This is a genomic window from Sporosarcina sp. NCCP-2716 (assembly GCF_023707985.1).
Lineage (GTDB): Bacteria > Bacillota > Bacilli > Bacillales_A > Planococcaceae > Sporosarcina.
Genome location: NZ_BRCF01000002.1, coordinates 157,158 through 175,947, shown reverse-complemented (window position 1 = coordinate 175,947; position 18,790 = coordinate 157,158). Strand labels below are relative to the sequence as shown.

Sequence of the window (18,790 nt, the reverse complement as noted above, 5' to 3'; positions counted from 1 at the left end):
ATTTAGAGGAGGAACTCCAAAATGGCTAAAGAAAAATTCGATCGGTCCAAAACGCATGCTAACGTCGGTACAATCGGCCACGTTGACCATGGTAAAACAACTTTGACTGCTGCAATCGCAACAGTACTTGCAAAGCGCGGCGGCGGGGAAGCACGTTCTTACGCTGACGTTGACAACGCTCCTGAAGAAAAAGAGCGCGGTATCACAATCAATACTTCACACATCGAGTATGAAACTGAAACTCGTCACTACGCACACGTAGACTGCCCAGGACACGCCGACTATGTTAAAAACATGATCACAGGCGCTGCTCAAATGGACGGCGGAATCTTGGTTGTATCTGCAGCTGACGGCCCAATGCCACAAACTCGTGAGCACATCCTTCTTTCACGTCAAGTAGGCGTACCTTACTTGGTAGTGTTCATGAACAAATGTGACATGGTGGACGACGAAGAACTTCTTGAACTCGTAGAAATGGAGATCCGTGATCTTCTTTCTGAATACGACTTCCCTGGCGATGACCTTCCAGTTATCAAAGGTTCTGCTCTTAAAGCGCTCGAAGGCGAAGAAGAGTGGGAAGAGAAAATCGTTGAGCTCATGAACGCAGTTGACGAGTATATCCCAACTCCAGAGCGTGACACTGAAAAACCATTCATGATGCCAGTCGAGGACGTATTCTCGATCACTGGACGCGGAACAGTTGCTACTGGCCGTGTTGAGCGTGGACAAGTTAAAGTCGGCGACACTGTTGACATTATCGGTTTGTCTGAAGAGCCTAAATCTACAACTGTAACTGGTGTGGAAATGTTCCGTAAACTTCTTGACTATGCAGAAGCTGGAGACAACATCGGTGCACTTCTTCGTGGGGTAGCTCGTGAAGACATCGAACGCGGACAAGTACTTGCAAAGCCAGGTACAATCACTCCGCACACAAACTTCAAATCTGAAGTTTACGTTTTGTCAAAAGAAGAAGGCGGACGTCACACTCCATTCTTCTCAAACTACCGCCCGCAGTTCTACTTCCGTACAACTGACGTAACTGGAATCATCTCTCTTCCAGAAGGCGTAGAAATGGTTATGCCTGGCGACAACGTTGAAATGACAATTGAACTGATCTCCCCAATCGCGATTGAAGAAGGAACTAAATTCTCAATCCGTGAAGGCGGACGTACAGTTGGCGCTGGCGTTGTAGCTTCTATCGTAAAGTAATCCATTTAAAACCCGCCCTCGTGGCGGGTTTTTTTATGCACACTTTCAGCAGCCTTTCATGAACGCTCAAGCAGAGCCGGGAAGCGCTCATGATGCCCGGCAGCCGCTCAAGGGAAGGGGAGAACCGCTCTAGCGCCGCTCCGAACGCTCAAGCATTATGACGCAGCGCTCAAGCATCACGAGAACCGCTCGAGGCATGTGACGAAGCGCTCATGGTATGTAAGAACCGTCCATACCTCCCTGTCAACCGCTCAAGCTTTTGTACCGGCAAAAACACCTTCATAAAACTCCACACAAACTCTACATAATAGTTGCATCTTGCACCATTTCGTTTTATACTTAGAAAGTTGTTAAAGAATATCGCTAAACCTATTGCGACATTCTTTTTTTATGTGTATAATGGTTAGTGTTGGTCTTTGACTGCGATGAAGCGGGAGGTTACCGACACACCCGGCCGCTTTGCCATGGCATGTGTGTGGGAAAATTTCCGTGGAGAATGTCTAGAAAATAGGCGAGAGGGAGGGAAAATAATGGCAAAACAAAAAATTCGTATCCGTTTGAAAGCGTATGATCACCGTGTACTCGATCAGTCGGCTGAAAAGATTGTTGAAACTGCAAAGCGTTCCGGAGCTAGTGTATCAGGTCCGATTCCATTGCCGACAGAACGTTCGGTCTACACAGTTCTTCGTGCGGTCCACAAATACAAGGACTCACGTGAGCAGTTCGAAATGCGTACGCACAAACGTCTGATCGATATTGTCAATCCGACACCACAAACAGTCGACGCATTGATGAAGCTTGACTTACCATCAGGCGTGGACATTGAAATCAAACTTTAATGGCAAACAATAAAACTACTTAAAAACAATCAGGAGGTGTGACAAATGACCAAAGGAATCTTAGGAAGAAAAGTCGGCATGACGCAAGTATTTGCTGAAAACGGCGACTTGATCCCAGTTACAGTCATCGCAGCTGCTCCTAATGTTGTTCTTCAGAAGAAGACAAACGAAACAGACGGCTACGAAGCGATCCAGCTCGGATTCGAGGACAAACGTGAAAAGCTTTCCAACAAACCAGCGATGGGACACGTTGCAAAAGCTGAAACGGCACCTAAGCGCTTCATTCGCGAAATTCGCGGAATCGACGCAGCAGAGTACGAAGTTGGTCAGGAAGTCAAAGTTGATACATTCGCAGAAGGCGACGTTATCGACATTACAGGAGTATCAAAAGGTAAAGGGTTCCAAGGTGTTATCAAACGCCATGGTTTCTCACGCGGACCAATGACTCACGGTTCCCGCCATCACCGTGCACCGGGTTCAATCGGTTCGGTTGACGCGCAGCGTGTGTTCAAAGGGAAGAAAATGCCGGGTCGTACAGGCGGCAAAACAATCACTATCCAAAACCTTGAAGTCGTGCGGGTTGATACAGAACGCAACTTGCTGCTCGTAAAAGGTAACGTTCCAGGCGCTAAGAAATCACTCGTTATCGTGAAAAGCGCTATCAAAGGGAACTAATTAACGAAGGAAGGAGGAAACACTAATGCCAAAAGTATCCGTATTGAATCAAACAGGATCTGCAGCAGGCGAAATCGAATTGAACGACCTCGTATTCGGAATTGAGCCGAACGAAGCAGTCCTTTTCGAAGCATTGGTTCAGCAGCGTGCAGCAATGCGCCAAGGGAACCACAAAGTGAAATCACGTGGAGAAGTAGCCGGCGGTGGCCGTAAGCCATGGCGTCAAAAAGGAACAGGACGTGCGCGTCAAGGTTCCATCCGATCCCCGCAATGGCGCGGAGGCGGTATCGTCTTCGGACCTACACCACGCAGCTACAGCTACAAATTACCGAAAAAAGTCCGTCGTCTTGCTCTTCGCTCGGCTTTGTCCAGCAAAGTGCGTGAAGAGGAACTGGTTGTATTGGAAGGATTGACTTTCGATGCACCAAAGACAAAAGACTTCAAAAAAGTGCTGGCTGATCTTTCAATCAGCAAAAAAGCATTATTCGTTACAGCTGACCTCGATGAGAACGTTGCATTGTCTGCACGCAACATCCCTGGAATCAGCGTCGTAACTGCAAACGGCATCAGCGTGCTTGACCTTGTCGCTCATGACAAGCTGTTCATCACAAAAGATGCTGTCAAAAAAATCGAGGAGGTGCTTGGTTAATGGAAGCACGTGATGTATTGAAGCGTCCGGTCATTACCGAGCGATCTTCTGAAGCGATGGAATTCAACAAGTACACATTCGAAGTCGACACTCGTGCCAACAAAACGCACATCAAACAAGCTGTCGAAGAAATCTTCGGAGTCAAAGTGGAAAAAGTGAACGTCCAGAACTATAAAGGCAAATTCAAGCGTATGGGTAAACACGCAGGCTATACAAACAAACGCCGTAAAGCGATTGTTACATTGACTGCTGACTCAAAAGACATCGAACTGTTCGATATCTGATCACATTAAACAAAGGAGGGAACACCAATGGCGATTAAGAAATACAAACCTACCTCCAACGGCCGTCGTAACATGACAACTTCGGACTTCGCTGAAATCACAGCAAGCAAACCGGAAAAATCATTGCTTGAACCGATCAAGCGCAAAGGCGGACGGAACAACCAAGGTAGGATTACAGTTCGTCACCAGGGTGGAGGCCACAAGCGCCAATACCGTGTCATCGACTTCCAGCGCCGGAAAGATGGCATACCAGGACGCGTTGCTACGATCGAATACGATCCGAACCGTTCAGCAAACATCGCATTGATCAACTATGCAGATGGAGAAAAACGTTACATCCTAGCTCCAAAAGGATTGAAAGTGGACATGACTATCATGTCAGGACCAGAAGCGGATATCCGCGTCGGGAACGCACTTCCATTGGAAAACATCCCAATGGGTTCGACAATCCATAACATCGAGATGAAACCAGGAAAAGGCGGCCAGCTGGTCCGTTCAGCTGGTACATCCGCACAATTGCTCGGACGTGAAGGCAAATATGTCATCATCCGTCTGCAATCTGGTGAAGTACGTATGATCCTTGCAGCTTGCCGTGCTACAATCGGCCAAGTCGGCAACGAACAGCACGAACTCATCAACATCGGTAAAGCAGGACGTTCACGCTGGATGGGCAAACGCCCAACTGTCCGCGGATCTGTCATGAACCCGAACGATCACCCGCACGGTGGTGGTGAAGGACGTACACCAATCGGCCGTCCAAGCCCAGTTACACCTTGGGGTAAACCGACTCTCGGTTACAAAACGCGCTCGAAGCGTGCTAAATCCGACAAACTTATCGTTCGTCGCCGCAAAAAATAATGTGATTGCGCTGCGGTTCAATGACTGGACCGTAGTACAAACACAAAGGGAGGTAACAAAATGGGCCGCAGCTTGAAAAAAGGACCTTTTGCAGACGATCATCTGCTCAAGAAGGTCGATGCTCAAAAAGATGCACAAAAGAAACAAGTCATCAAGACTTGGTCACGCCGTTCTACAGTATTCCCTTCCTTCATCGGATTGACAATCGCTGTATATGACGGACGTAAACACGTACCTGTCTACATCACTGAAGACATGGTCGGCCACAAATTGGGTGAATTCGCACCTACCCGCACATATAAAGGTCACGGTGCTGACGACAAGAAAACGAAACGCTAATTGAGAGGAGGAAATTCTGATGCAACAAGCTAAAGCATCTGTCCGCACAGTCCGCATTGCTCCTCGTAAAGTACGATTAGTCGTTGATCTTATCCGGGGCAAGAAAATCGGTGAAGCGGTCGCCATTCTGCGCTTGACGCCTAAAGCGGCATCTCCAGTCGTAGAAAAAGTATTGAACTCTGCTATCGCTAACGCTGAGCACAACTTCGAAATGGATCTTGAGAACCTGATTGTCAGTGAAGTATTCGTTGACGAAGGTCCGACAATGAAACGTTTCCGTCCGCGTGCACAAGGCCGTGCGAGCGCAATCAACAAACGCACCAGCCACATCACAGTAGTGGTATCTGAAAAGAAGGAGGGATAATTCGTGGGTCAAAAAGTACATCCTAATGGTCTGCGGGTCGGAATTATTCGTGACTGGGATTCGAAATGGTACGCAGAAAAAGACTATGCGACTCTCTTGCACGAAGACCTGAAAATCCGCAAATACATCGAAAAACGCCTAGTGGACGCTTCTGTTTCCAAAGTGGAAATCGAACGTGCTGCTAAACGCGTCAACATCACAATCCACACAGCTAAGCCTGGTATGGTTATCGGTAAAGGTGGTACGGAAGTCGAAGCACTCCGTAAGCAGCTGAACGAAATCTCCGGCAAGCGTGTACACATCAACATCGTAGAGATCAAGCGTGCTGACCTTGACGCGAAATTGGTTGCAGAATCAATCGCACGTCAACTCGAAGGTCGTGTATCATTCCGACGCGCACAGAAGCAGGCAATCCAGCGCACAATCCGTTCAGGAGCTAAAGGTATCAAAACTCAAGTTTCCGGACGTCTTGGCGGAGCTGACATCGCGCGATCAGAACACTATAGCGAAGGAACTGTCCCGCTTCATACACTTCGTGCAGATATCGACTATGCACATGCTGAAGCTGATACAACATACGGTAAGCTCGGCGTTAAAGTATGGATCTATCGGGGAGAAGTCCTTCCAGTTAAGAAGAACTCTGGGGAAGGAGGCAACTAATCATGTTAGTACCAAAGCGAGTAAAACATCGTCGTGTATTCCGCGGTAAAATGCGCGGGCAGACAAAAGGCGGCGCAACGGTTAATTTCGGTGAGTTCGGCCTTCAGTCTCTTGACGCTGCATGGATCACGAACCGTCAGATCGAATCAGCGCGTATCGCAATGACACGTTATATGAAACGTGGCGGTAAAGTATGGATCAACATCTTCCCACACAAATCGTACACGAAGAAGCCTCTGGAAGTCCGGATGGGTTCTGGTAAAGGTGCGGTTGAAGGATGGGTAGCAGTAGTAAAACCCGGCCGAGTAATGTTCGAAGTCGCTGGCGTCTCTGAAGAAGTCGCACGTGAAGCACTCCGCCTGGCAGCGCACAAACTTCCTGTTAAAAGCAAGTTTGTAAAACGTGAAGAAATTGGTGGTGAATCTAATGAAAGCTAATGAAATCCGTGACTTGACAACTGCAGAGATCGAGCAAAAAGTGAAATCACTGAAAGAAGAGCTTTTCAACCTTCGCTTCCAGTTAGCGACAGGACAATTAGAAAACACTGCACGCATCCGTGAAGTACGCAAATCGATTGCGCGCATGAAAACAGTAATACGTCAAAGAGAAATCAGTGCAAATAACTGATGAAGGAGGTTGCACCCATGACTGAGCGTAACCAGCGCAAAGTGTATACAGGCCGCGTCGTATCCGACAAAATGGATAAGACAGTAACGGTAATGGTAGAAACACACAAGAAGCATTCACTGTACGGCAAGCGCGTAAAGTACTCGAAAAAGTACAAAGCGCATGACGAACTGAATGAAGCTAAAATTGGCGACGTAGTCCGCATTATGGAAACTCGTCCGCTGTCTGCTACAAAACGTTTCCGCCTCGTTGACATCATCGAGAAAGCGGTCATCATCTAATAACGTTCGGAACTTAGCATCCGAGGGGAGGTAACCAAATTGATTCAACAGGAATCCCGCATGAAAGTCGCAGATAACTCTGGCGCACGTGAAGTGCTGACAATCAAAGTCCTTGGCGGTTCAGGCCGTAAGACTGCCAACATCGGCGACATCGTCGTTGTTACCGTTAAGAAAGCAACACCAGGTGGCGTTGTCAAGAAAGGTGAAGTCGTTAAAGCGGTTATCGTTCGTACTAAGAGCGGTATGCGCCGTAAAGACGGAACATACATCACATTCGACGAAAACGCATGTGTCATCATCCGTGATGACAAGAGCCCTCGCGGAACTCGTATTTTCGGACCAGTTGCTCGTGAACTCCGCGACAACAACTTCATGAAAATCATTTCCCTTGCTCCAGAAGTACTTTAATAATAGAGCATTGCCAATCAAGGAGGTGCGACAGAATGCACATTAAAAAAGGCGATAAAGTAAAAGTGATCTCCGGGAAAGACAAAGGGAAGACAGGCGTCATCCTTACTGTGTTCCCGAACAAAGAGCGAATCCTCGTTGAAGGCGTGAACATCGTTAAAAAGCATACAAAACCGAACCAAGTGAATCCACAAGGCGGAATTGTAAGCCAGGAAGCGGCAATCCACGTATCGAACGTAATGCTCGTAGACCCTAAATCCGGCGAACCTACACGTATCGGTTATAAGTACGAAGAAAAAACCGAAGGCGGCAAAACATACCGCTACAAGTACCGTGTTGCGAAGAAGTCCGGAGAAGTGATCGACCAGCTAAGCAAAAAAGAATTGAAAAAATAACTCTCTAAGAAGGGAGGTTCTTCTGAATGAGCCGATTAAAAGACAAGTATAAAAGCGAAATCGTTCCTGCTCTGATGAGCAAGTTTAACTATACATCTATCATGCAAGCACCTAAAGTCGACAAGATCGTAATCAACATGGGTGTTGGTGACGCGGTTCAAAATACAAAAGCGCTTGACGCTGCTGTTGAGGATCTGACAATCATCTCCGGTCAAAAACCGGTTGTTACAAAAGCGAAGAAATCGATCGCTGGATTCCGTCTTCGTGAAGGAATGCCGATCGGAACGAAAGTGACATTGCGCGGTGAGCGTATGTATGAATTCCTGGACAAGCTGATCGCTGTATCACTTCCACGTGTACGTGACTTCCGCGGCGTATCGAACAAATCGTTCGACGGACGCGGCAACTACACACTGGGCGTGAAAGAACAGCTCATCTTCCCGGAAATCGACTTCGATAAAGTGTCTAAAGTACGCGGAATGGATATCGTCATCGTTACGACTGCCAACTCGGATGAGGAAGCTCACGAGTTGCTCAAGCAGTGCGGCATGCCGTTCCAAAAGTAAACATAAGGGAGGCGAAAACGTGGCTAAAAAATCAATGATCGCAAAACAGAAACGTACGTCGAAGTTCAAAGTCCAAGAATACACACGTTGCGAACGCTGTGGCCGTCCGCACTCTGTATATCGGAAGTTTAAACTCTGCCGTATTTGTTTCCGCGAACTCGCATACAAAGGACAAATTCCTGGCGTTAAAAAAGCAAGCTGGTAATCCCCATTTTGGGAAGGAGGTTAATGTAATGACAATGAGTGATCCGATCGCAGATATGCTTACTCGCATCCGTAACGCGAACATGGTTCGCCACGAGAAGCTTGAAGTACCTGCTTCAAACCTTAAAAAAGAGATCGCAGAAATCCTCAAACGTGAAGGTTTCATCCGCGATGTAGAATATGTGGAAGACAGCAAACAAGGTATCATCCGCATTTTCCTTAAATACGGTAAAAACGACGAGCGCGTCATCACTGGACTCAAGCGTATTTCAAAGCCGGGTCTCCGCGTATACGCAAAGTCGAACGAAGTGCCGCGCGTGTTGAACGGATTGGGCATCGCCCTCGTTTCAACTTCTAACGGCGTATTGACTGACAAAGAAGCACGCGCTAAACAAGTAGGCGGAGAAGTCGTCGCTTACGTTTGGTAATCTGTAACAAAAGAATGGAGGTGCACATAAATGTCACGTATTGGTAAACGTCCGATTGAGGTGCCTGAAAACGTAACAGTCACAATTGCTGACGATAACTTCGTTACTGTCAAAGGACCAAAAGGCGAACTTACAAATCACTTAAACACAGATATGAAAATCGAGCAGGAAGGCAACGTGATCACATTGACACGCCCGTCCGAATCGAAAGAACACCGTTCGATGCACGGTACGACACGTTCGCTTCTTGCGAACATGATCACTGGTGTATCTGCTGGTTTCGAGCGTTCGCTTGAACTGGTCGGTGTTGGTTACCGTGCTCAGATGCAAGGTAAGAAACTCATCTTGAACGTCGGCTATTCACAGCCCGTTGAGTTCGAGCCTATCGAAGGAATCGAAGTGGAAGTTCCGGCGAACACGAAAATCATCGTCCGCGGAATCAACAAGGAGCACGTTGGTGCACTTGCTTCCAACATACGTAAAGTACGTCCGCCAGAGCCGTACAAAGGCAAAGGGATTAAGTACGAAGGCGAAGTTGTACGCCGCAAAGAAGGTAAAACAGGTAAATAATGCCGCATAGGCATTCGGAAGGAGTGACCTCGATTGATCACAAAACAGGATAAGAACGTTGTCCGTAAAAAACGGCATGCACGTGTTCGTACAAAGATCAACGGTACTGCAGAGCGTCCTCGCTTGAACGTATACCGCTCAAACAAGCACATCTACGCACAGCTGGTCGATGACATGAATGGTGTAACTCTTGCCAGCGCTTCTACAATGGACAAAGAATTCTCAGCGGATTCTTCTTCCAACGCAGATGCTGCAAGCAAAGTCGGCGAACTGATCGCGAAAAAAGGTCTGGAGAAGAACCTGAAAGCAGTCGTATTCGACCGCGGAGGCTATCTTTACCACGGCCGCGTAAAAGCACTTGCTGACGCTGCTCGCGAAAATGGACTTGAATTTTAATTAAGAAGGAGGGACATATTCCATGCGTCGTAATGAACAAAACAAAAGTGAATTCGAAGAGCGCGTCGTAACCATCAACCGCGTAGCTAAAGTCGTAAAAGGCGGACGTCGTTTCCGTTTTACCGCTCTAGTCGTCGTTGGTGATAAAAACGGCCGTGTTGGTTTCGGTACTGGGAAAGCACAAGAAGTTCCAGATGCGATCCGTAAAGCAATCGAAGATGCGAAGAAGAACCTTATCGAAGTACCAATGGTCAAAGGCACAACGCCTCACGAGATCATCGGACGCTTCGGTGCAGGCCAGATTCTCATCAAACCGGCTGCACCTGGTACAGGAGTAATCGCCGGCGGACCAGTCCGTGCGGTACTTGAACTTGCAGGAATCACGGATATCCTTTCTAAATCTCTTGGTTCTAACACACCGATCAACATGGTGCGTGCTACGATCGAAGGATTGACGAACTTGAAGCGTGCTGAAGATGTAGCTCAGCTGCGTGGTAAATCCGTAGAAGAACTGTTAGGTTAAGGGGGGAAACACAATGGCGAACAAACTTGAAATCACCCTTACAAAAAGCGTGATTGGCGCTAAGCCAGCACAACGTAAAACAGTAGAAGCTCTTGGACTTCGCAAACTTCACCAAACCGTTGAACACCAGGATAATGTCGCAATCCGCGGCATGATCAACAAAGTCAGCCATTTGGTAACTGTCAGCGAACAATAATCAGTTATTCTTGAATAAGGAGGTGCCGAAGATGAAATTACACGAAATGAAACCTGCAGAAGGCTCTCGTAAAAAGCGCAACCGCGTTGGTCGTGGTATGGCATCTGGGAATGGTAAAACATCAGGCAGAGGTCATAACGGTCAAAACTCCCGTTCGGGCGGCGGTGTGCGTCTTGGATTCGAAGGTGGACAGCTTCCACTCTTCCAGCGTTTGCCGAAACGCGGATTCACGAACATCAACCGTAAAGAGTATGCCATCGTTAACCTTGAAACGCTTAACCGTTTCGAGGAAGGCACAGAAGTAACACCGGAACTGTTAATTGAAACAGGAATCGTGAGCAATGAAAAATCTGGAATTAAGATTCTTGGTAATGGGACTCTTGAGAAGAAGATTACTGTCAAAGCTCATAAATTCTCTGCTTCTGCGAAAGAAGCGATTGAGAAAGCGGGCGGGCAAGTCGAGGTGGTATAATGTTTCAGACAATCTCAAACTTCATGCGAGTAAAAGAGATACGGTCTAAAATTATTTTCACACTGCTATTGCTCATCGTATTCCGGATCGGGACATTCATCACCGTTCCGAACGTGGACGCGACGGCGCTCCAGCAATCGAGTAACCAATTCATCGGGTTCCTGAACATCTTTGGCGGAGGAGCACTATCCAAGTTCTCTATTTTCGCCATGGGGATCATGCCTTACATCACAGCGTCGATCATCATGCAGCTTCTGCAGATGGACGTTGTGCCGAAGTTTGCCGAGTGGGCGAAACAAGGGGACGTCGGACGGCGTAAACTTGCTCAGTTCACACGCTACTTCACCATGGTCCTTGCGTTCATCCAGGCGATTGCCATGTCGTTCGGATTCAACCAGATGTTCCAGGGGTCGCTCGTTGCAGATAACGGCATTTCGACATATATCGTCATCGCCCTTGTCCTGACAGCGGGTACCGCTTTCCTTCTCTGGCTGGGTGAGCAGATCACGGCGAAAGGTGTCGGTAATGGGATTTCCATCATTATCTTCGCCGGTATCGCTGCTGCAATCCCGAACGCTGTGAACCAGCTGTACGTGTCACAGATCCAAGACGCAGGCGATGCTTTGTTCATCCGCATTGCGACGATGGTTCTGCTGCTCATCGCTATACTGGCGATCACGGTCGGTGTCATCTACTTCCAGGAAGCTCTTCGTAAAATTCCGATTCAATATGCTAAACGGGTGACGGGCCGCCAGCAGACTTCTGCCGGACAGCAGACGCACCTACCGCTGAAACTGAACGCTGCAGGGGTTATCCCGGTCATCTTTGCGGTCGCGTTCTTCACAACACCGCAATTGCTTGGCACGTTCTTCAGCGACAACAGCACCATGGCAGCGATCTCGCGGGTCCTCAACTACTCGCACCCTGTCGGAATGGCGCTGTATATCGGTCTGATCATCGCTTTCACTTATTTCTACGCATTCGTCCAGGTCAATCCTGAGAATGTCGCAGACAATCTGAAGAAGCAGGGCGCGTACATCCCTGGGATCCGCCCGGGTCAGAACACACAGGACTACTTGACAAGCACGTTATACCGCCTGACATTCGTCGGAGCGCTATTCCTAGCAGCTGTCGCAGTTCTGCCGATTGTTATCATCCAGATAGCAAACCTTCCTCAGTCCGCTCAGATCGGCGGTACGAGCTTGCTGATCGTTGTCGGGGTTGCCCTCGAGACGATGAAGCAGCTGGAATCGCAGCTTGTGAAGCGGCATTACAGAGGATTCATGAAATAACTTCGTGTGGAGACTTCTTCCGCCGGAGGGACAACGGAGGGCACGACGTATGAATATCGTATTAATGGGTCTGCCGGGTGCCGGTAAAGGAACTCAGGCAGATAAAATTGTCGAAAAGTACGGGATCCCTCATATTTCTACAGGCGATATGTTCCGTGCTGCCATCGAAGAAGGCACGGAACTTGGAGTCAAAGCCAAATCGTACATGGACCAGGGGGCGCTTGTTCCCGACGAAGTGACGATTGGTATTGTCAGTGAGCGGCTTCGCAAACCTGACTGTGACAACGGTTTTCTTTTGGACGGCTTCCCCCGGACGGTCGCTCAAGCAGAAGCGCTTGACGGCATCATGGAAGGGATGGCCCGGAAAATCGAACACGTACTCAACATCCAGGTAGACAAAGAACTCCTTGTTGCACGGTTGACAGGACGTCGGATCTGCAAAGTGTGCGGCACGTCATATCACCTCGAATTCAACCCGCCGAAGGTTGAAGGCGTATGTGACAAAGACGGCGGCGAACTTTACCAGCGGGCCGATGATAATCCGGAGACCGTCACGAACCGTCTGGAAGTAAATATGAAGCAATCAGCACCTCTCCTTTCGTTCTACGACGGAAAAGGTGTGCTGACAAACATCAATGGTCAACAAGACATCGGTGACGTATTTCACGACGTGGATGCTGTGTTAACTGCACACGTTCACTAAGTATCCTAAGCATGCAGACGTCAGGGCATCTCGTCCGGCAGCGTTCTGCTGTACGGAAAGATCATTTGATCAGAGTGGGCTGCAAAAGCAGTTGATGCTCAGCTGGAAATCGGGATCAGTCGGCAGTTGAACGCTCAATACTCCATACATGCATTTCCTTGCTTTTTCGAGTATAATGTGTTGTGGTGTGCGGATACGCTTGTGTAAACCAGCGGTCCGGATGCCAGACTGTGGTCATGTGCGAACCGATTTGAAGTTCCAGTCACGATTTCGGGATCGGCTAATCGGCATGAATTGTGATTCGCGTCTTTTCGAACATCACTCGCGCATACCGGACATATGTTGAGGGAGCTTGCAAAGCGGCTGATGGCGCTTAAAGGTGCTGACCTTTATAGGACATAGAAGGGAGACTGAGCTGATGGCGAAAGATGACGTAATTGAAATTGAAGGTACTGTAATCGACACGCTGCCGAATGCGATGTTCAAAGTGGAACTGGAAAACGGACATACTGTGCTTGCACATGTATCCGGTAAAATCCGTATGCACTTCATCCGTATTCTGCCAGGTGATAGAGTGACAATCGAATTGTCGCCTTATGATCTGACACGCGGCCGTATCACATACCGTTTCAAATAACACTTTTGCAACTCCGGACTAATGAAGGAGGTTGGGTAAGATGAAAGTAAGACCATCTGTAAAACCGATCTGCGAAAAATGCAAAGTTATTCGCAGACGCGGCCGAGTCATGGTAATCTGTGAAAATCCGAAGCACAAACAACGTCAAGGATAATTTAAAGGAGGTGCGCAACTTATATGGCACGTATTGCTGGTGTAGACGTACCGCGCGATAAGCGCGTTGTAATTTCATTGACTTACATCTACGGAGTTGGAAACACAACTGCACAAAAGGTTCTTGCAGCTGCTGGCGTATCAGAAGATACCCGCGTTCGCGACCTGACTGATGCAGAACTCGACAAAATCCGTGAACAGCTGGATGCGTTGAAAGTAGAAGGGGATCTTCGCCGTGAAACTTCACTTAACATCAAACGCCTGATGGAAATCGGAAGCTTCCGTGGAATCCGTCACCGTCGCGGACTGCCTGTACGCGGACAGAACACGAAGAACAATGCACGTACACGCAAAGGTCCTAAGCGGACAGTCGCTAACAAAAAGAAATAATAGGTAAAGGAGGGTTTTTCGAACATGGCACGTAAACAACAAACACGTAAGCGTCGTGTAAAAAAGAATATTGAATCCGGGATTGCACATATCCGCTCGACGTTCAACAACACTATCGTAACGATTACGGACACTCACGGAAACGCACTTTCTTGGTCAAGCGCCGGGGCTCTCGGATTCCGCGGATCACGTAAATCGACTCCTTTTGCGGCTCAGATGGCTGCAGAAACTGCTGCAAAGGCTTCTATGGAACACGGTTTGAAGACATTGGAAGTTACAGTTAAAGGACCTGGTGCAGGACGTGAAGCGGCTATCCGTTCACTGCAGGCAGCTGGCCTGGAAGTAACTGCAATCCGTGACGTAACGCCTGTTCCGCACAACGGATGCCGTCCTCCAAAACGTCGTCGTGTGTAATAGTTTCCTTTCCAATTGATTGAGAAACACAATTTTTGGTAAGAATGAATTGTGCGATTGCATTTTGCCGTCTATTAATCGATTTCAATAAGGAACGGCCCACACAGACGTTTTGAAGGAGGGTACATGAATGATCGAGATTGAGAAACCGAAGATTGAAACCGTTATGGTCGCAGAAGATTCACGGTTTGGTAAGTTCGTTATTGAACCGCTGGAACGGGGATACGGGAATACCCTGGGTAATTCTTTACGCCGCGTCCTGTTATCTTCTTTGCCTGGAGCAGCCGTAACATCGATTCAGATCGATGGTGTTCTTCATGAGTTCTCAACTGTTGAAGGCATTGTCGAGGATGTAGCCACTATTATTCTCAATGTGAAGCAACTTGCCCTTAAGATCTATTCTGACGATGAGAAAGTGATCGAGATAGATGTGAAAGGTGAAGGTGCGGTCACTGCTGCCGATATCACGCACGACAGTGATGTGGAAGTTTTGAACCCGGATCTTCATATTGCAACACTTGGCAAAAATGGCCACCTTCGTATGCGTATGTACGCTGTGCGGGGCAGAGGCTATGTACCTTCTGACCAAAACAAACGTGATGACCTGGCGATCGGCGTTATCCCGATCGACTCGATCTACACACCGGTGTCCCGTGTCAACTTCCAAGTGGAGAACACACGTGTCGGACAAAGTACGAACTTCGATAAGCTGACATTGGACGTTTGGACAGACGGCAGTATCGGACCGAAAGAATCTGTTTCGCTCGGGGCGAAAATCCTCACGGAACATTTAAATATTTTTGTCGGCATGACAGACGAAGCACAGACTGCTGAAATCATGGTGGAAAAAGAAGAAGATCAAAAGGAAAAAGTTCTGGAAATGACGATTGAAGAACTCGACCTGTCTGTTCGTTCTTATAACTGCCTGAAGCGTGCAGGGATCAATACCGTCATGGAGCTTGCAAACAAGTCCGAAGACGAAATGATGAAAGTGCGTAATCTCGGCCGCAAATCACTCGAAGAAGTAAAGCTGAAGTTGGATGAGCTGAATCTCGGTTTACGCTCGGAAGATTGATGGCAGAATCAGATTGAAGGAGGGAATCTTCTATGGGTTACAGAAAACTTGGACGCACAAGTTCACAGCGTAAAGCGATGCTCCGGGACCTGGCAACAGACCTGATCATCCATGAACGCATCCAGACAACAGAAGCACGTGCGAAAGAGCTTCGTTCAGTTGTTGAAAAAATGATTACACTTGGTAAGCGGGGAGACTTGCACGCACGCCGTCAGGTTGCTGAATTCATCCGCCGGGAAGTAATTCTTGGGGAAGACGAAGAAGGCAAGGAAACAAAGACGTTTGCGATCCAGAAATTGTTTGATGATGTAGCACCGCGTTATGCAGAACGCCAAGGCGGCTATACACGCATCATGAAAATGGGACCGCGCCGCGGAGACGGAGCACCTGTTGTAGTAATCGAACTCGTGTAACAAACTTGGGGGTGTGACTATACGACAGCCACACCCTCTTTCCACATACTGATTTATACGACAATATGAAAAGCTGAGTGTTACGATCGACAGGTTCTCCTGTTCGGTCTAGCTCTACGCATCTCATCCGCGATGTCGGCGTGAGCACCCGGCATCGAACCATTTTGCTGCGCATTCTTCGGATGAGATGCGCGCTTTTTTTATTTACCGGAATCCATTCTCGGAATTTTCGGTATCCACTACATACTTAACAAAGAAAAGAGGCGGGTCGGCATGCGCGAAGTGTTATCCATGGATACGGTGTCATTTGCCTATGAGACGGATGAGGATGTGTTCGTCCAGGCGGTTGCGGATGTGTCTTTCACGATCCGGGAAGGTGAGTGGGTCTCGATTGTCGGGCATAACGGTTCCGGCAAATCGACGCTCGCCAAACTGATGATCGGCCTGCTGTTCCCTGCTGGCGGCACGGTCCATGTGTTCCTGGAGCCGCTGACCGAGGACAACCTGTGGGATATCCGTTCTAAACTTGGCGTCGTCTTCCAGAATCCTGATAACCAATTCGTCGGTGCCACCGTCCAGGATGACGTGGCGTTCGCACTGGAGAACAACGGTGTACCGTACGAAACGATGCAGGTCCGTGTGAAAGAAGCGCTTGCCCAGGTCGGCATGTCGGCGTACGCCCTGCACGAGCCGCATCACTTGTCGGGCGGCCAGAAACAGCGCGTGGCGATTGCCGGTGCGCTTGCGATGGACCCTGACATCCTCATTCTGGATGAAGCGACGTCCATGCTGGATCCCCAAGGCCGGGGGGAAGTCATCGACCTGATCACGGAACTGCGGCGGACGACGGGTCTGACGGTCATATCGATTACGCATGACTTGGAGGAAGTGCTGCTGGCGGACCGTGTGCTTGTGATGAACCAGGGGCGTCTAGTCGACAGCGGGACGCCGGAGTCGATCTTCGAACAGGGCAGCCGGCTTCAGGAGCACGGGCTCGATCTGCCGTTTGCATTGCGGATGTCCGAACTGCTGCGGGAGGCCGGCCTGCCGCTGACCGGTGATCATATGTCAGAAGAAGAGTTGGTGAATGAGCTATGGACATTGTATTTCAGCAAGTGAGCTTCGCCTATGCACCGGGCACGCCGTTTGAAAAGAAAGCATTATTTGACATAAATGAAGCGGTGCCGAGCGGCTCGTATACCGCAGTGATCGGCCACACAGGCTCCGGCAAGTCGACACTGCTGCTGCATCTGAACGGCCTGCTGAAGCCGACGGAAGGGACGGTGCGCGTAGGTGATACGCTGATCACCTCAGAGACGAAAGGGAAGGCGCTGCGCACGGTCCGGCGGAATGTCGGCATCGTCTTCCAGTTCCCCGAGCACCAGCTGTTCGAAGAGACGGTGCTGAAAGATATCATGTTCGGTCCGCTCAACTTCGGCATACCGGAAGAGGAGGCAAAAGCGCTGGCGCTTGAACTGATCGAGCTGCTCGGCCTGCCGGCGGACGTCGCGGACAAGTCGCCGTTCGAATTGTCGGGCGGCCAGATGCGCCGCGTAGCAATCGCCGGGGTGCTGGCATTCAAGCCGTCCGTCCTCATCCTCGATGAACCGACTGCCGGACTCGATCCGCAAGGGCGCCGGGAGATCATGGAACTGTTCGAACGGTTCCACCGGGAGGAAGGGCTGACAACGATCCTCGTCACCCACAGCATGGAAGATGCAGCGCGCTATGCAGATCACGTCATCGTCATGCATGAAGGCCATGCGGTGCTTGCGGGCCCGCCGGAAGACGTGCTGACGGACGGCACGCGGCTGGAACAGTACCGTCTCGAACTGCCGCGCACCGTCCGCTTCCAGCGAGACATCGAGCGGCTGATCGGCGGACCCCTTGCAGAACGGGCGCTGACCGAAGAGAAACTCGCTGCCCTGATTGCGCAGCGTGCGGGAGAGCAAGGTGACGGCCGATGATGGAAAAAATGATATTCGGACGATATCTGCCGGGGGATTCATTCACCCACAGGCTCGATCCCCGTTCGAAACTTTTGTTCATCTTCCTGTTCATCTTTGCGGTCTTCCTGGCGAATAACACGGTGACGTATGCGATCCTGCTCGGCTTCACCCTGTTTGTGATCATCATCTCGAGGATCCGCTTTTCGTTTCTGCTCGGTGGACTGAAGCCGATCCTCTTCCTCGTCGTCTTTACGCTGCTGATGCATCTGTTCCTGACACGGGAAGGTCCGGTGCTGTTCCACTGGAAGTTCATCACGATCTACGAAGAGGGACTTCGTCAGGGGATCTACATCTCGCTGCGGTTCTTCATCCTTGTCCTGATGACGACGGTGCTGACGCTGACGACTTCCCCGATTTCGATCACGGACGGTGTGGAGACACTGCTGAACCCGCTGAAGCGGCTGAAGCTGCCTGTCCATGAGCTGGCGATGATGATGTCGATCGCCCTGCGGTTCATCCCGACATTGATGGACGAGACGGATAAAATCTTGAAAGCACAGCTCGCACGCGGCTCGGACATCAGTTCCGGCAGTGTGCAGCAGCGGGTCAAAGCGGTCATTCCGCTGCTCGTCCCGCTGTTCGTCAGCGCCTTCAAACGGGCGGAGGACTTGGCGGTCGCCATGGAAGTGAAAGGCTATCGCGGCGGAGAAGGACGCACACGATTCCGCAAGCTGAACTGGCAGGCGGGGGATACCGCCGTCATGATCATCTTCGGCGTACTGTGCGCGGTGCTGCTGTATTTGAGAGCGTAAGGAGGAAAG

The 18,790-nt window shown here is 49.6% G+C and carries 33 protein-coding genes; all 33 read left to right on the top strand.

Annotated features, from left to right (window positions below):
* The first annotated feature begins 21 nt into the window (after positions 1-21).
* The 33 genes from tuf (at position 22) to NFU03_RS04555 (ending at position 18,781) form a co-directional block, all read left to right on the top strand.
* Positions 22-1,209, top strand: a complete 1,188-nt coding sequence (gene tuf / locus NFU03_RS04715; RefSeq protein ID WP_251636530.1) for an elongation factor Tu — start codon at positions 22-24, stop codon at positions 1,207-1,209.
* A gap of 530 nt (positions 1,210-1,739) precedes the next feature.
* Positions 1,740-2,048 (top strand): 30S ribosomal protein S10, encoded by a 309-nt coding sequence (gene rpsJ / locus NFU03_RS04710; protein WP_040285481.1) that lies wholly within the window; start codon positions 1,740-1,742, stop codon positions 2,046-2,048.
* 45 nt (positions 2,049-2,093) lie between these two features.
* Positions 2,094-2,723, top strand: coding sequence for a 50S ribosomal protein L3 (rplC, locus tag NFU03_RS04705; protein ID WP_251636528.1), 630 nt, complete (start codon positions 2,094-2,096; stop codon positions 2,721-2,723).
* Between the two features lie 25 nt (positions 2,724-2,748).
* Positions 2,749-3,372 (top strand): 50S ribosomal protein L4, encoded by a 624-nt coding sequence (rplD, locus tag NFU03_RS04700; protein WP_251636526.1) that lies wholly within the window; start codon positions 2,749-2,751, stop codon positions 3,370-3,372.
* Complete coding sequence (rplW, locus tag NFU03_RS04695) at positions 3,372-3,656, top strand: 50S ribosomal protein L23 (protein ID WP_251636524.1); 285 nt, start codon at positions 3,372-3,374, stop codon at positions 3,654-3,656. The genes rplD and rplW overlap by 1 nt, the downstream gene beginning before the upstream one ends.
* Before the next feature lie 27 nt (positions 3,657-3,683).
* Positions 3,684-4,514, top strand: coding sequence for a 50S ribosomal protein L2 (rplB, locus tag NFU03_RS04690; protein WP_251636522.1), 831 nt, complete (start codon positions 3,684-3,686; stop codon positions 4,512-4,514).
* 60 nt (positions 4,515-4,574) lie between these two features.
* A complete protein-coding gene (gene rpsS / locus NFU03_RS04685) occupies positions 4,575-4,853 on the top strand; it encodes a 30S ribosomal protein S19 (RefSeq protein ID WP_040285486.1) in 279 nt (92 codons plus the stop codon).
* A 19-nt stretch (positions 4,854-4,872) separates the two neighbouring features.
* Entirely contained in the window at positions 4,873-5,217 is a 345-nt protein-coding gene (gene rplV, locus NFU03_RS04680; RefSeq protein ID WP_040285487.1) for a 50S ribosomal protein L22, read from the top strand.
* A 3-nt stretch (positions 5,218-5,220) separates the two neighbouring features.
* Positions 5,221-5,877 (top strand): 30S ribosomal protein S3, encoded by a 657-nt coding sequence (gene rpsC, locus NFU03_RS04675; protein WP_251636520.1) that lies wholly within the window; start codon positions 5,221-5,223, stop codon positions 5,875-5,877.
* 2 nt (positions 5,878-5,879) lie between these two features.
* The gene (gene rplP, locus NFU03_RS04670; RefSeq protein ID WP_251636518.1) at positions 5,880-6,314 is read left to right on the top strand and encodes a 50S ribosomal protein L16; all 435 of its coding nucleotides are present in this window, start codon (positions 5,880-5,882) and stop codon (positions 6,312-6,314) included.
* Complete coding sequence (gene rpmC, locus NFU03_RS04665) at positions 6,304-6,504, top strand: 50S ribosomal protein L29 (protein WP_025783856.1); 201 nt, start codon at positions 6,304-6,306, stop codon at positions 6,502-6,504. The genes rplP and rpmC overlap by 11 nt, the downstream gene beginning before the upstream one ends.
* A 17-nt stretch (positions 6,505-6,521) precedes the next feature.
* Positions 6,522-6,785, top strand: coding sequence for a 30S ribosomal protein S17 (gene rpsQ / locus NFU03_RS04660; protein ID WP_251636515.1), 264 nt, complete (start codon positions 6,522-6,524; stop codon positions 6,783-6,785).
* Between the two features lie 39 nt (positions 6,786-6,824).
* Positions 6,825-7,193, top strand: a complete 369-nt coding sequence (gene rplN / locus NFU03_RS04655) for a 50S ribosomal protein L14 (protein WP_251636513.1) — start codon at positions 6,825-6,827, stop codon at positions 7,191-7,193.
* Between the two features lie 35 nt (positions 7,194-7,228).
* The gene (rplX, locus tag NFU03_RS04650; protein WP_251636511.1) at positions 7,229-7,588 is read left to right on the top strand and encodes a 50S ribosomal protein L24; all 360 of its coding nucleotides are present in this window, start codon (positions 7,229-7,231) and stop codon (positions 7,586-7,588) included.
* A gap of 26 nt (positions 7,589-7,614) precedes the next feature.
* Entirely contained in the window at positions 7,615-8,154 is a 540-nt protein-coding gene (gene rplE, locus NFU03_RS04645) for a 50S ribosomal protein L5 (protein ID WP_251636509.1), read from the top strand.
* A 19-nt stretch (positions 8,155-8,173) separates the two neighbouring features.
* A complete protein-coding gene (rpsN, locus tag NFU03_RS04640; protein WP_251636507.1) occupies positions 8,174-8,359 on the top strand; it encodes a 30S ribosomal protein S14 in 186 nt (61 codons plus the stop codon).
* Positions 8,360-8,387: 28 nt separating this feature from the next.
* Positions 8,388-8,786 (top strand): 30S ribosomal protein S8, encoded by a 399-nt coding sequence (gene rpsH, locus NFU03_RS04635; protein WP_251636505.1) that lies wholly within the window; start codon positions 8,388-8,390, stop codon positions 8,784-8,786.
* A gap of 30 nt (positions 8,787-8,816) precedes the next feature.
* Positions 8,817-9,356, top strand: coding sequence for a 50S ribosomal protein L6 (gene rplF / locus NFU03_RS04630; RefSeq protein ID WP_251636503.1), 540 nt, complete (start codon positions 8,817-8,819; stop codon positions 9,354-9,356).
* A gap of 33 nt (positions 9,357-9,389) precedes the next feature.
* Positions 9,390-9,752 carry a 50S ribosomal protein L18 gene (rplR, locus tag NFU03_RS04625; RefSeq protein ID WP_251636501.1) on the top strand — a complete coding sequence of 121 codons (363 nt, stop codon included), beginning with the start codon at positions 9,390-9,392 and terminating at the stop codon, positions 9,750-9,752.
* 22 nt (positions 9,753-9,774) lie between these two features.
* Positions 9,775-10,275: a 30S ribosomal protein S5 gene (gene rpsE / locus NFU03_RS04620; protein ID WP_251636499.1), complete on the top strand. Its 501-nt coding sequence runs from the start codon at positions 9,775-9,777 to the stop codon at positions 10,273-10,275.
* 13 nt (positions 10,276-10,288) lie between these two features.
* Positions 10,289-10,471 carry a 50S ribosomal protein L30 gene (rpmD, locus tag NFU03_RS04615; protein WP_251636497.1) on the top strand — a complete coding sequence of 61 codons (183 nt, stop codon included), beginning with the start codon at positions 10,289-10,291 and terminating at the stop codon, positions 10,469-10,471.
* A gap of 31 nt (positions 10,472-10,502) precedes the next feature.
* Positions 10,503-10,943: a 50S ribosomal protein L15 gene (rplO, locus tag NFU03_RS04610; protein WP_251636496.1), complete on the top strand. Its 441-nt coding sequence runs from the start codon at positions 10,503-10,505 to the stop codon at positions 10,941-10,943.
* Complete coding sequence (secY, locus tag NFU03_RS04605; protein ID WP_251636495.1) at positions 10,943-12,235, top strand: preprotein translocase subunit SecY; 1,293 nt, start codon at positions 10,943-10,945, stop codon at positions 12,233-12,235. The genes rplO and secY overlap by 1 nt, the downstream gene beginning before the upstream one ends.
* 49 nt (positions 12,236-12,284) lie before the next feature.
* Entirely contained in the window at positions 12,285-12,938 is a 654-nt protein-coding gene (locus NFU03_RS04600; protein WP_251636494.1) for an adenylate kinase, read from the top strand.
* 418 nt (positions 12,939-13,356) lie between these two features.
* The gene (gene infA / locus NFU03_RS04595; RefSeq protein ID WP_251636493.1) at positions 13,357-13,575 is read left to right on the top strand and encodes a translation initiation factor IF-1; all 219 of its coding nucleotides are present in this window, start codon (positions 13,357-13,359) and stop codon (positions 13,573-13,575) included.
* Between the two features lie 40 nt (positions 13,576-13,615).
* The gene (rpmJ, locus tag NFU03_RS04590) at positions 13,616-13,729 is read left to right on the top strand and encodes a 50S ribosomal protein L36 (RefSeq protein ID WP_076758849.1); all 114 of its coding nucleotides are present in this window, start codon (positions 13,616-13,618) and stop codon (positions 13,727-13,729) included.
* Positions 13,730-13,752: 23 nt separating this feature from the next.
* The gene (gene rpsM, locus NFU03_RS04585) at positions 13,753-14,118 is read left to right on the top strand and encodes a 30S ribosomal protein S13 (RefSeq protein ID WP_251636492.1); all 366 of its coding nucleotides are present in this window, start codon (positions 13,753-13,755) and stop codon (positions 14,116-14,118) included.
* 24 nt (positions 14,119-14,142) lie between these two features.
* On the top strand, positions 14,143-14,532 hold the full coding sequence (rpsK, locus tag NFU03_RS04580; protein ID WP_040285504.1) for a 30S ribosomal protein S11: 390 nt from the start codon (positions 14,143-14,145) through the stop codon (positions 14,530-14,532).
* 130 nt (positions 14,533-14,662) lie between these two features.
* The gene (locus tag NFU03_RS04575; RefSeq protein ID WP_251636491.1) at positions 14,663-15,607 is read left to right on the top strand and encodes a DNA-directed RNA polymerase subunit alpha; all 945 of its coding nucleotides are present in this window, start codon (positions 14,663-14,665) and stop codon (positions 15,605-15,607) included.
* Positions 15,608-15,639: 32 nt separating this feature from the next.
* Positions 15,640-16,020: a 50S ribosomal protein L17 gene (gene rplQ / locus NFU03_RS04570; protein ID WP_251636489.1), complete on the top strand. Its 381-nt coding sequence runs from the start codon at positions 15,640-15,642 to the stop codon at positions 16,018-16,020.
* Positions 16,021-16,293: 273 nt separating this feature from the next.
* Positions 16,294-17,139, top strand: coding sequence for an energy-coupling factor ABC transporter ATP-binding protein (locus tag NFU03_RS04565; protein WP_251636487.1), 846 nt, complete (start codon positions 16,294-16,296; stop codon positions 17,137-17,139).
* Positions 17,115-17,987, top strand: coding sequence for an energy-coupling factor ABC transporter ATP-binding protein (locus tag NFU03_RS04560; protein WP_251636485.1), 873 nt, complete (start codon positions 17,115-17,117; stop codon positions 17,985-17,987). Before NFU03_RS04565 ends, NFU03_RS04560 begins: the two co-directional genes overlap by 25 nt.
* On the top strand, positions 17,984-18,781 hold the full coding sequence (locus tag NFU03_RS04555) for an energy-coupling factor transporter transmembrane component T family protein (RefSeq protein ID WP_251636483.1): 798 nt from the start codon (positions 17,984-17,986) through the stop codon (positions 18,779-18,781). The genes NFU03_RS04560 and NFU03_RS04555 overlap by 4 nt, the downstream gene beginning before the upstream one ends.
* The last annotated feature ends 9 nt before the right edge of the window (positions 18,782-18,790 follow it).

Excerpts from the sequence above, each read along its gene's own strand:
- rpmC (WP_025783856.1), top strand. The coding sequence starts at position 6,304 with ATGAAAGCTAATGAAATCCGTGACTTGACAACTGCAGAGATCGAGCAA.
- rplO (WP_251636496.1), top strand. The coding sequence starts at position 10,503 with ATGAAATTACACGAAATGAAACCTGCAGAAGGCTCTCGTAAAAAGCGC.
- NFU03_RS04560 (WP_251636485.1), top strand. The coding sequence starts at position 17,115 with ATGGACATTGTATTTCAGCAAGTGAGCTTCGCCTATGCACCGGGCACG.
- NFU03_RS04600 (WP_251636494.1), top strand. The coding sequence starts at position 12,285 with ATGAATATCGTATTAATGGGTCTGCCGGGTGCCGGTAAAGGAACTCAG.
- rpsQ (WP_251636515.1), top strand. The coding sequence starts at position 6,522 with ATGACTGAGCGTAACCAGCGCAAAGTGTATACAGGCCGCGTCGTATCC.
- rpmJ (WP_076758849.1), top strand. The coding sequence starts at position 13,616 with ATGAAAGTAAGACCATCTGTAAAACCGATCTGCGAAAAATGCAAAGTT.
- rpsH (WP_251636505.1), top strand. The coding sequence starts at position 8,388 with ATGACAATGAGTGATCCGATCGCAGATATGCTTACTCGCATCCGTAAC.
- NFU03_RS04575 (WP_251636491.1), top strand. The coding sequence starts at position 14,663 with ATGATCGAGATTGAGAAACCGAAGATTGAAACCGTTATGGTCGCAGAA.
- rplX (WP_251636511.1), top strand. The coding sequence starts at position 7,229 with ATGCACATTAAAAAAGGCGATAAAGTAAAAGTGATCTCCGGGAAAGAC.
- rplE (WP_251636509.1), top strand. The coding sequence starts at position 7,615 with ATGAGCCGATTAAAAGACAAGTATAAAAGCGAAATCGTTCCTGCTCTG.
- rpmD (WP_251636497.1), top strand. The coding sequence starts at position 10,289 with ATGGCGAACAAACTTGAAATCACCCTTACAAAAAGCGTGATTGGCGCT.
- rplW (WP_251636524.1), top strand. The coding sequence starts at position 3,372 with ATGGAAGCACGTGATGTATTGAAGCGTCCGGTCATTACCGAGCGATCT.
- secY (WP_251636495.1), top strand. The coding sequence starts at position 10,943 with ATGTTTCAGACAATCTCAAACTTCATGCGAGTAAAAGAGATACGGTCT.
- rplP (WP_251636518.1), top strand. The coding sequence starts at position 5,880 with ATGTTAGTACCAAAGCGAGTAAAACATCGTCGTGTATTCCGCGGTAAA.
- rpsS (WP_040285486.1), top strand. The coding sequence starts at position 4,575 with ATGGGCCGCAGCTTGAAAAAAGGACCTTTTGCAGACGATCATCTGCTC.
- NFU03_RS04555 (WP_251636483.1), top strand. The coding sequence starts at position 17,984 with ATGATGGAAAAAATGATATTCGGACGATATCTGCCGGGGGATTCATTC.
- rpsK (WP_040285504.1), top strand. The coding sequence starts at position 14,143 with ATGGCACGTAAACAACAAACACGTAAGCGTCGTGTAAAAAAGAATATT.
- rplC (WP_251636528.1), top strand. The coding sequence starts at position 2,094 with ATGACCAAAGGAATCTTAGGAAGAAAAGTCGGCATGACGCAAGTATTT.
- tuf (WP_251636530.1), top strand. The coding sequence starts at position 22 with ATGGCTAAAGAAAAATTCGATCGGTCCAAAACGCATGCTAACGTCGGT.
- rplV (WP_040285487.1), top strand. The coding sequence starts at position 4,873 with ATGCAACAAGCTAAAGCATCTGTCCGCACAGTCCGCATTGCTCCTCGT.
- rplD (WP_251636526.1), top strand. The coding sequence starts at position 2,749 with ATGCCAAAAGTATCCGTATTGAATCAAACAGGATCTGCAGCAGGCGAA.
- NFU03_RS04565 (WP_251636487.1), top strand. The coding sequence starts at position 16,294 with ATGCGCGAAGTGTTATCCATGGATACGGTGTCATTTGCCTATGAGACG.
- rplB (WP_251636522.1), top strand. The coding sequence starts at position 3,684 with ATGGCGATTAAGAAATACAAACCTACCTCCAACGGCCGTCGTAACATG.
- rpsJ (WP_040285481.1), top strand. The coding sequence starts at position 1,740 with ATGGCAAAACAAAAAATTCGTATCCGTTTGAAAGCGTATGATCACCGT.
- rplF (WP_251636503.1), top strand. The coding sequence starts at position 8,817 with ATGTCACGTATTGGTAAACGTCCGATTGAGGTGCCTGAAAACGTAACA.
- rpsM (WP_251636492.1), top strand. The coding sequence starts at position 13,753 with ATGGCACGTATTGCTGGTGTAGACGTACCGCGCGATAAGCGCGTTGTA.
- infA (WP_251636493.1), top strand. The coding sequence starts at position 13,357 with ATGGCGAAAGATGACGTAATTGAAATTGAAGGTACTGTAATCGACACG.
- rplQ (WP_251636489.1), top strand. The coding sequence starts at position 15,640 with ATGGGTTACAGAAAACTTGGACGCACAAGTTCACAGCGTAAAGCGATG.
- rpsE (WP_251636499.1), top strand. The coding sequence starts at position 9,775 with ATGCGTCGTAATGAACAAAACAAAAGTGAATTCGAAGAGCGCGTCGTA.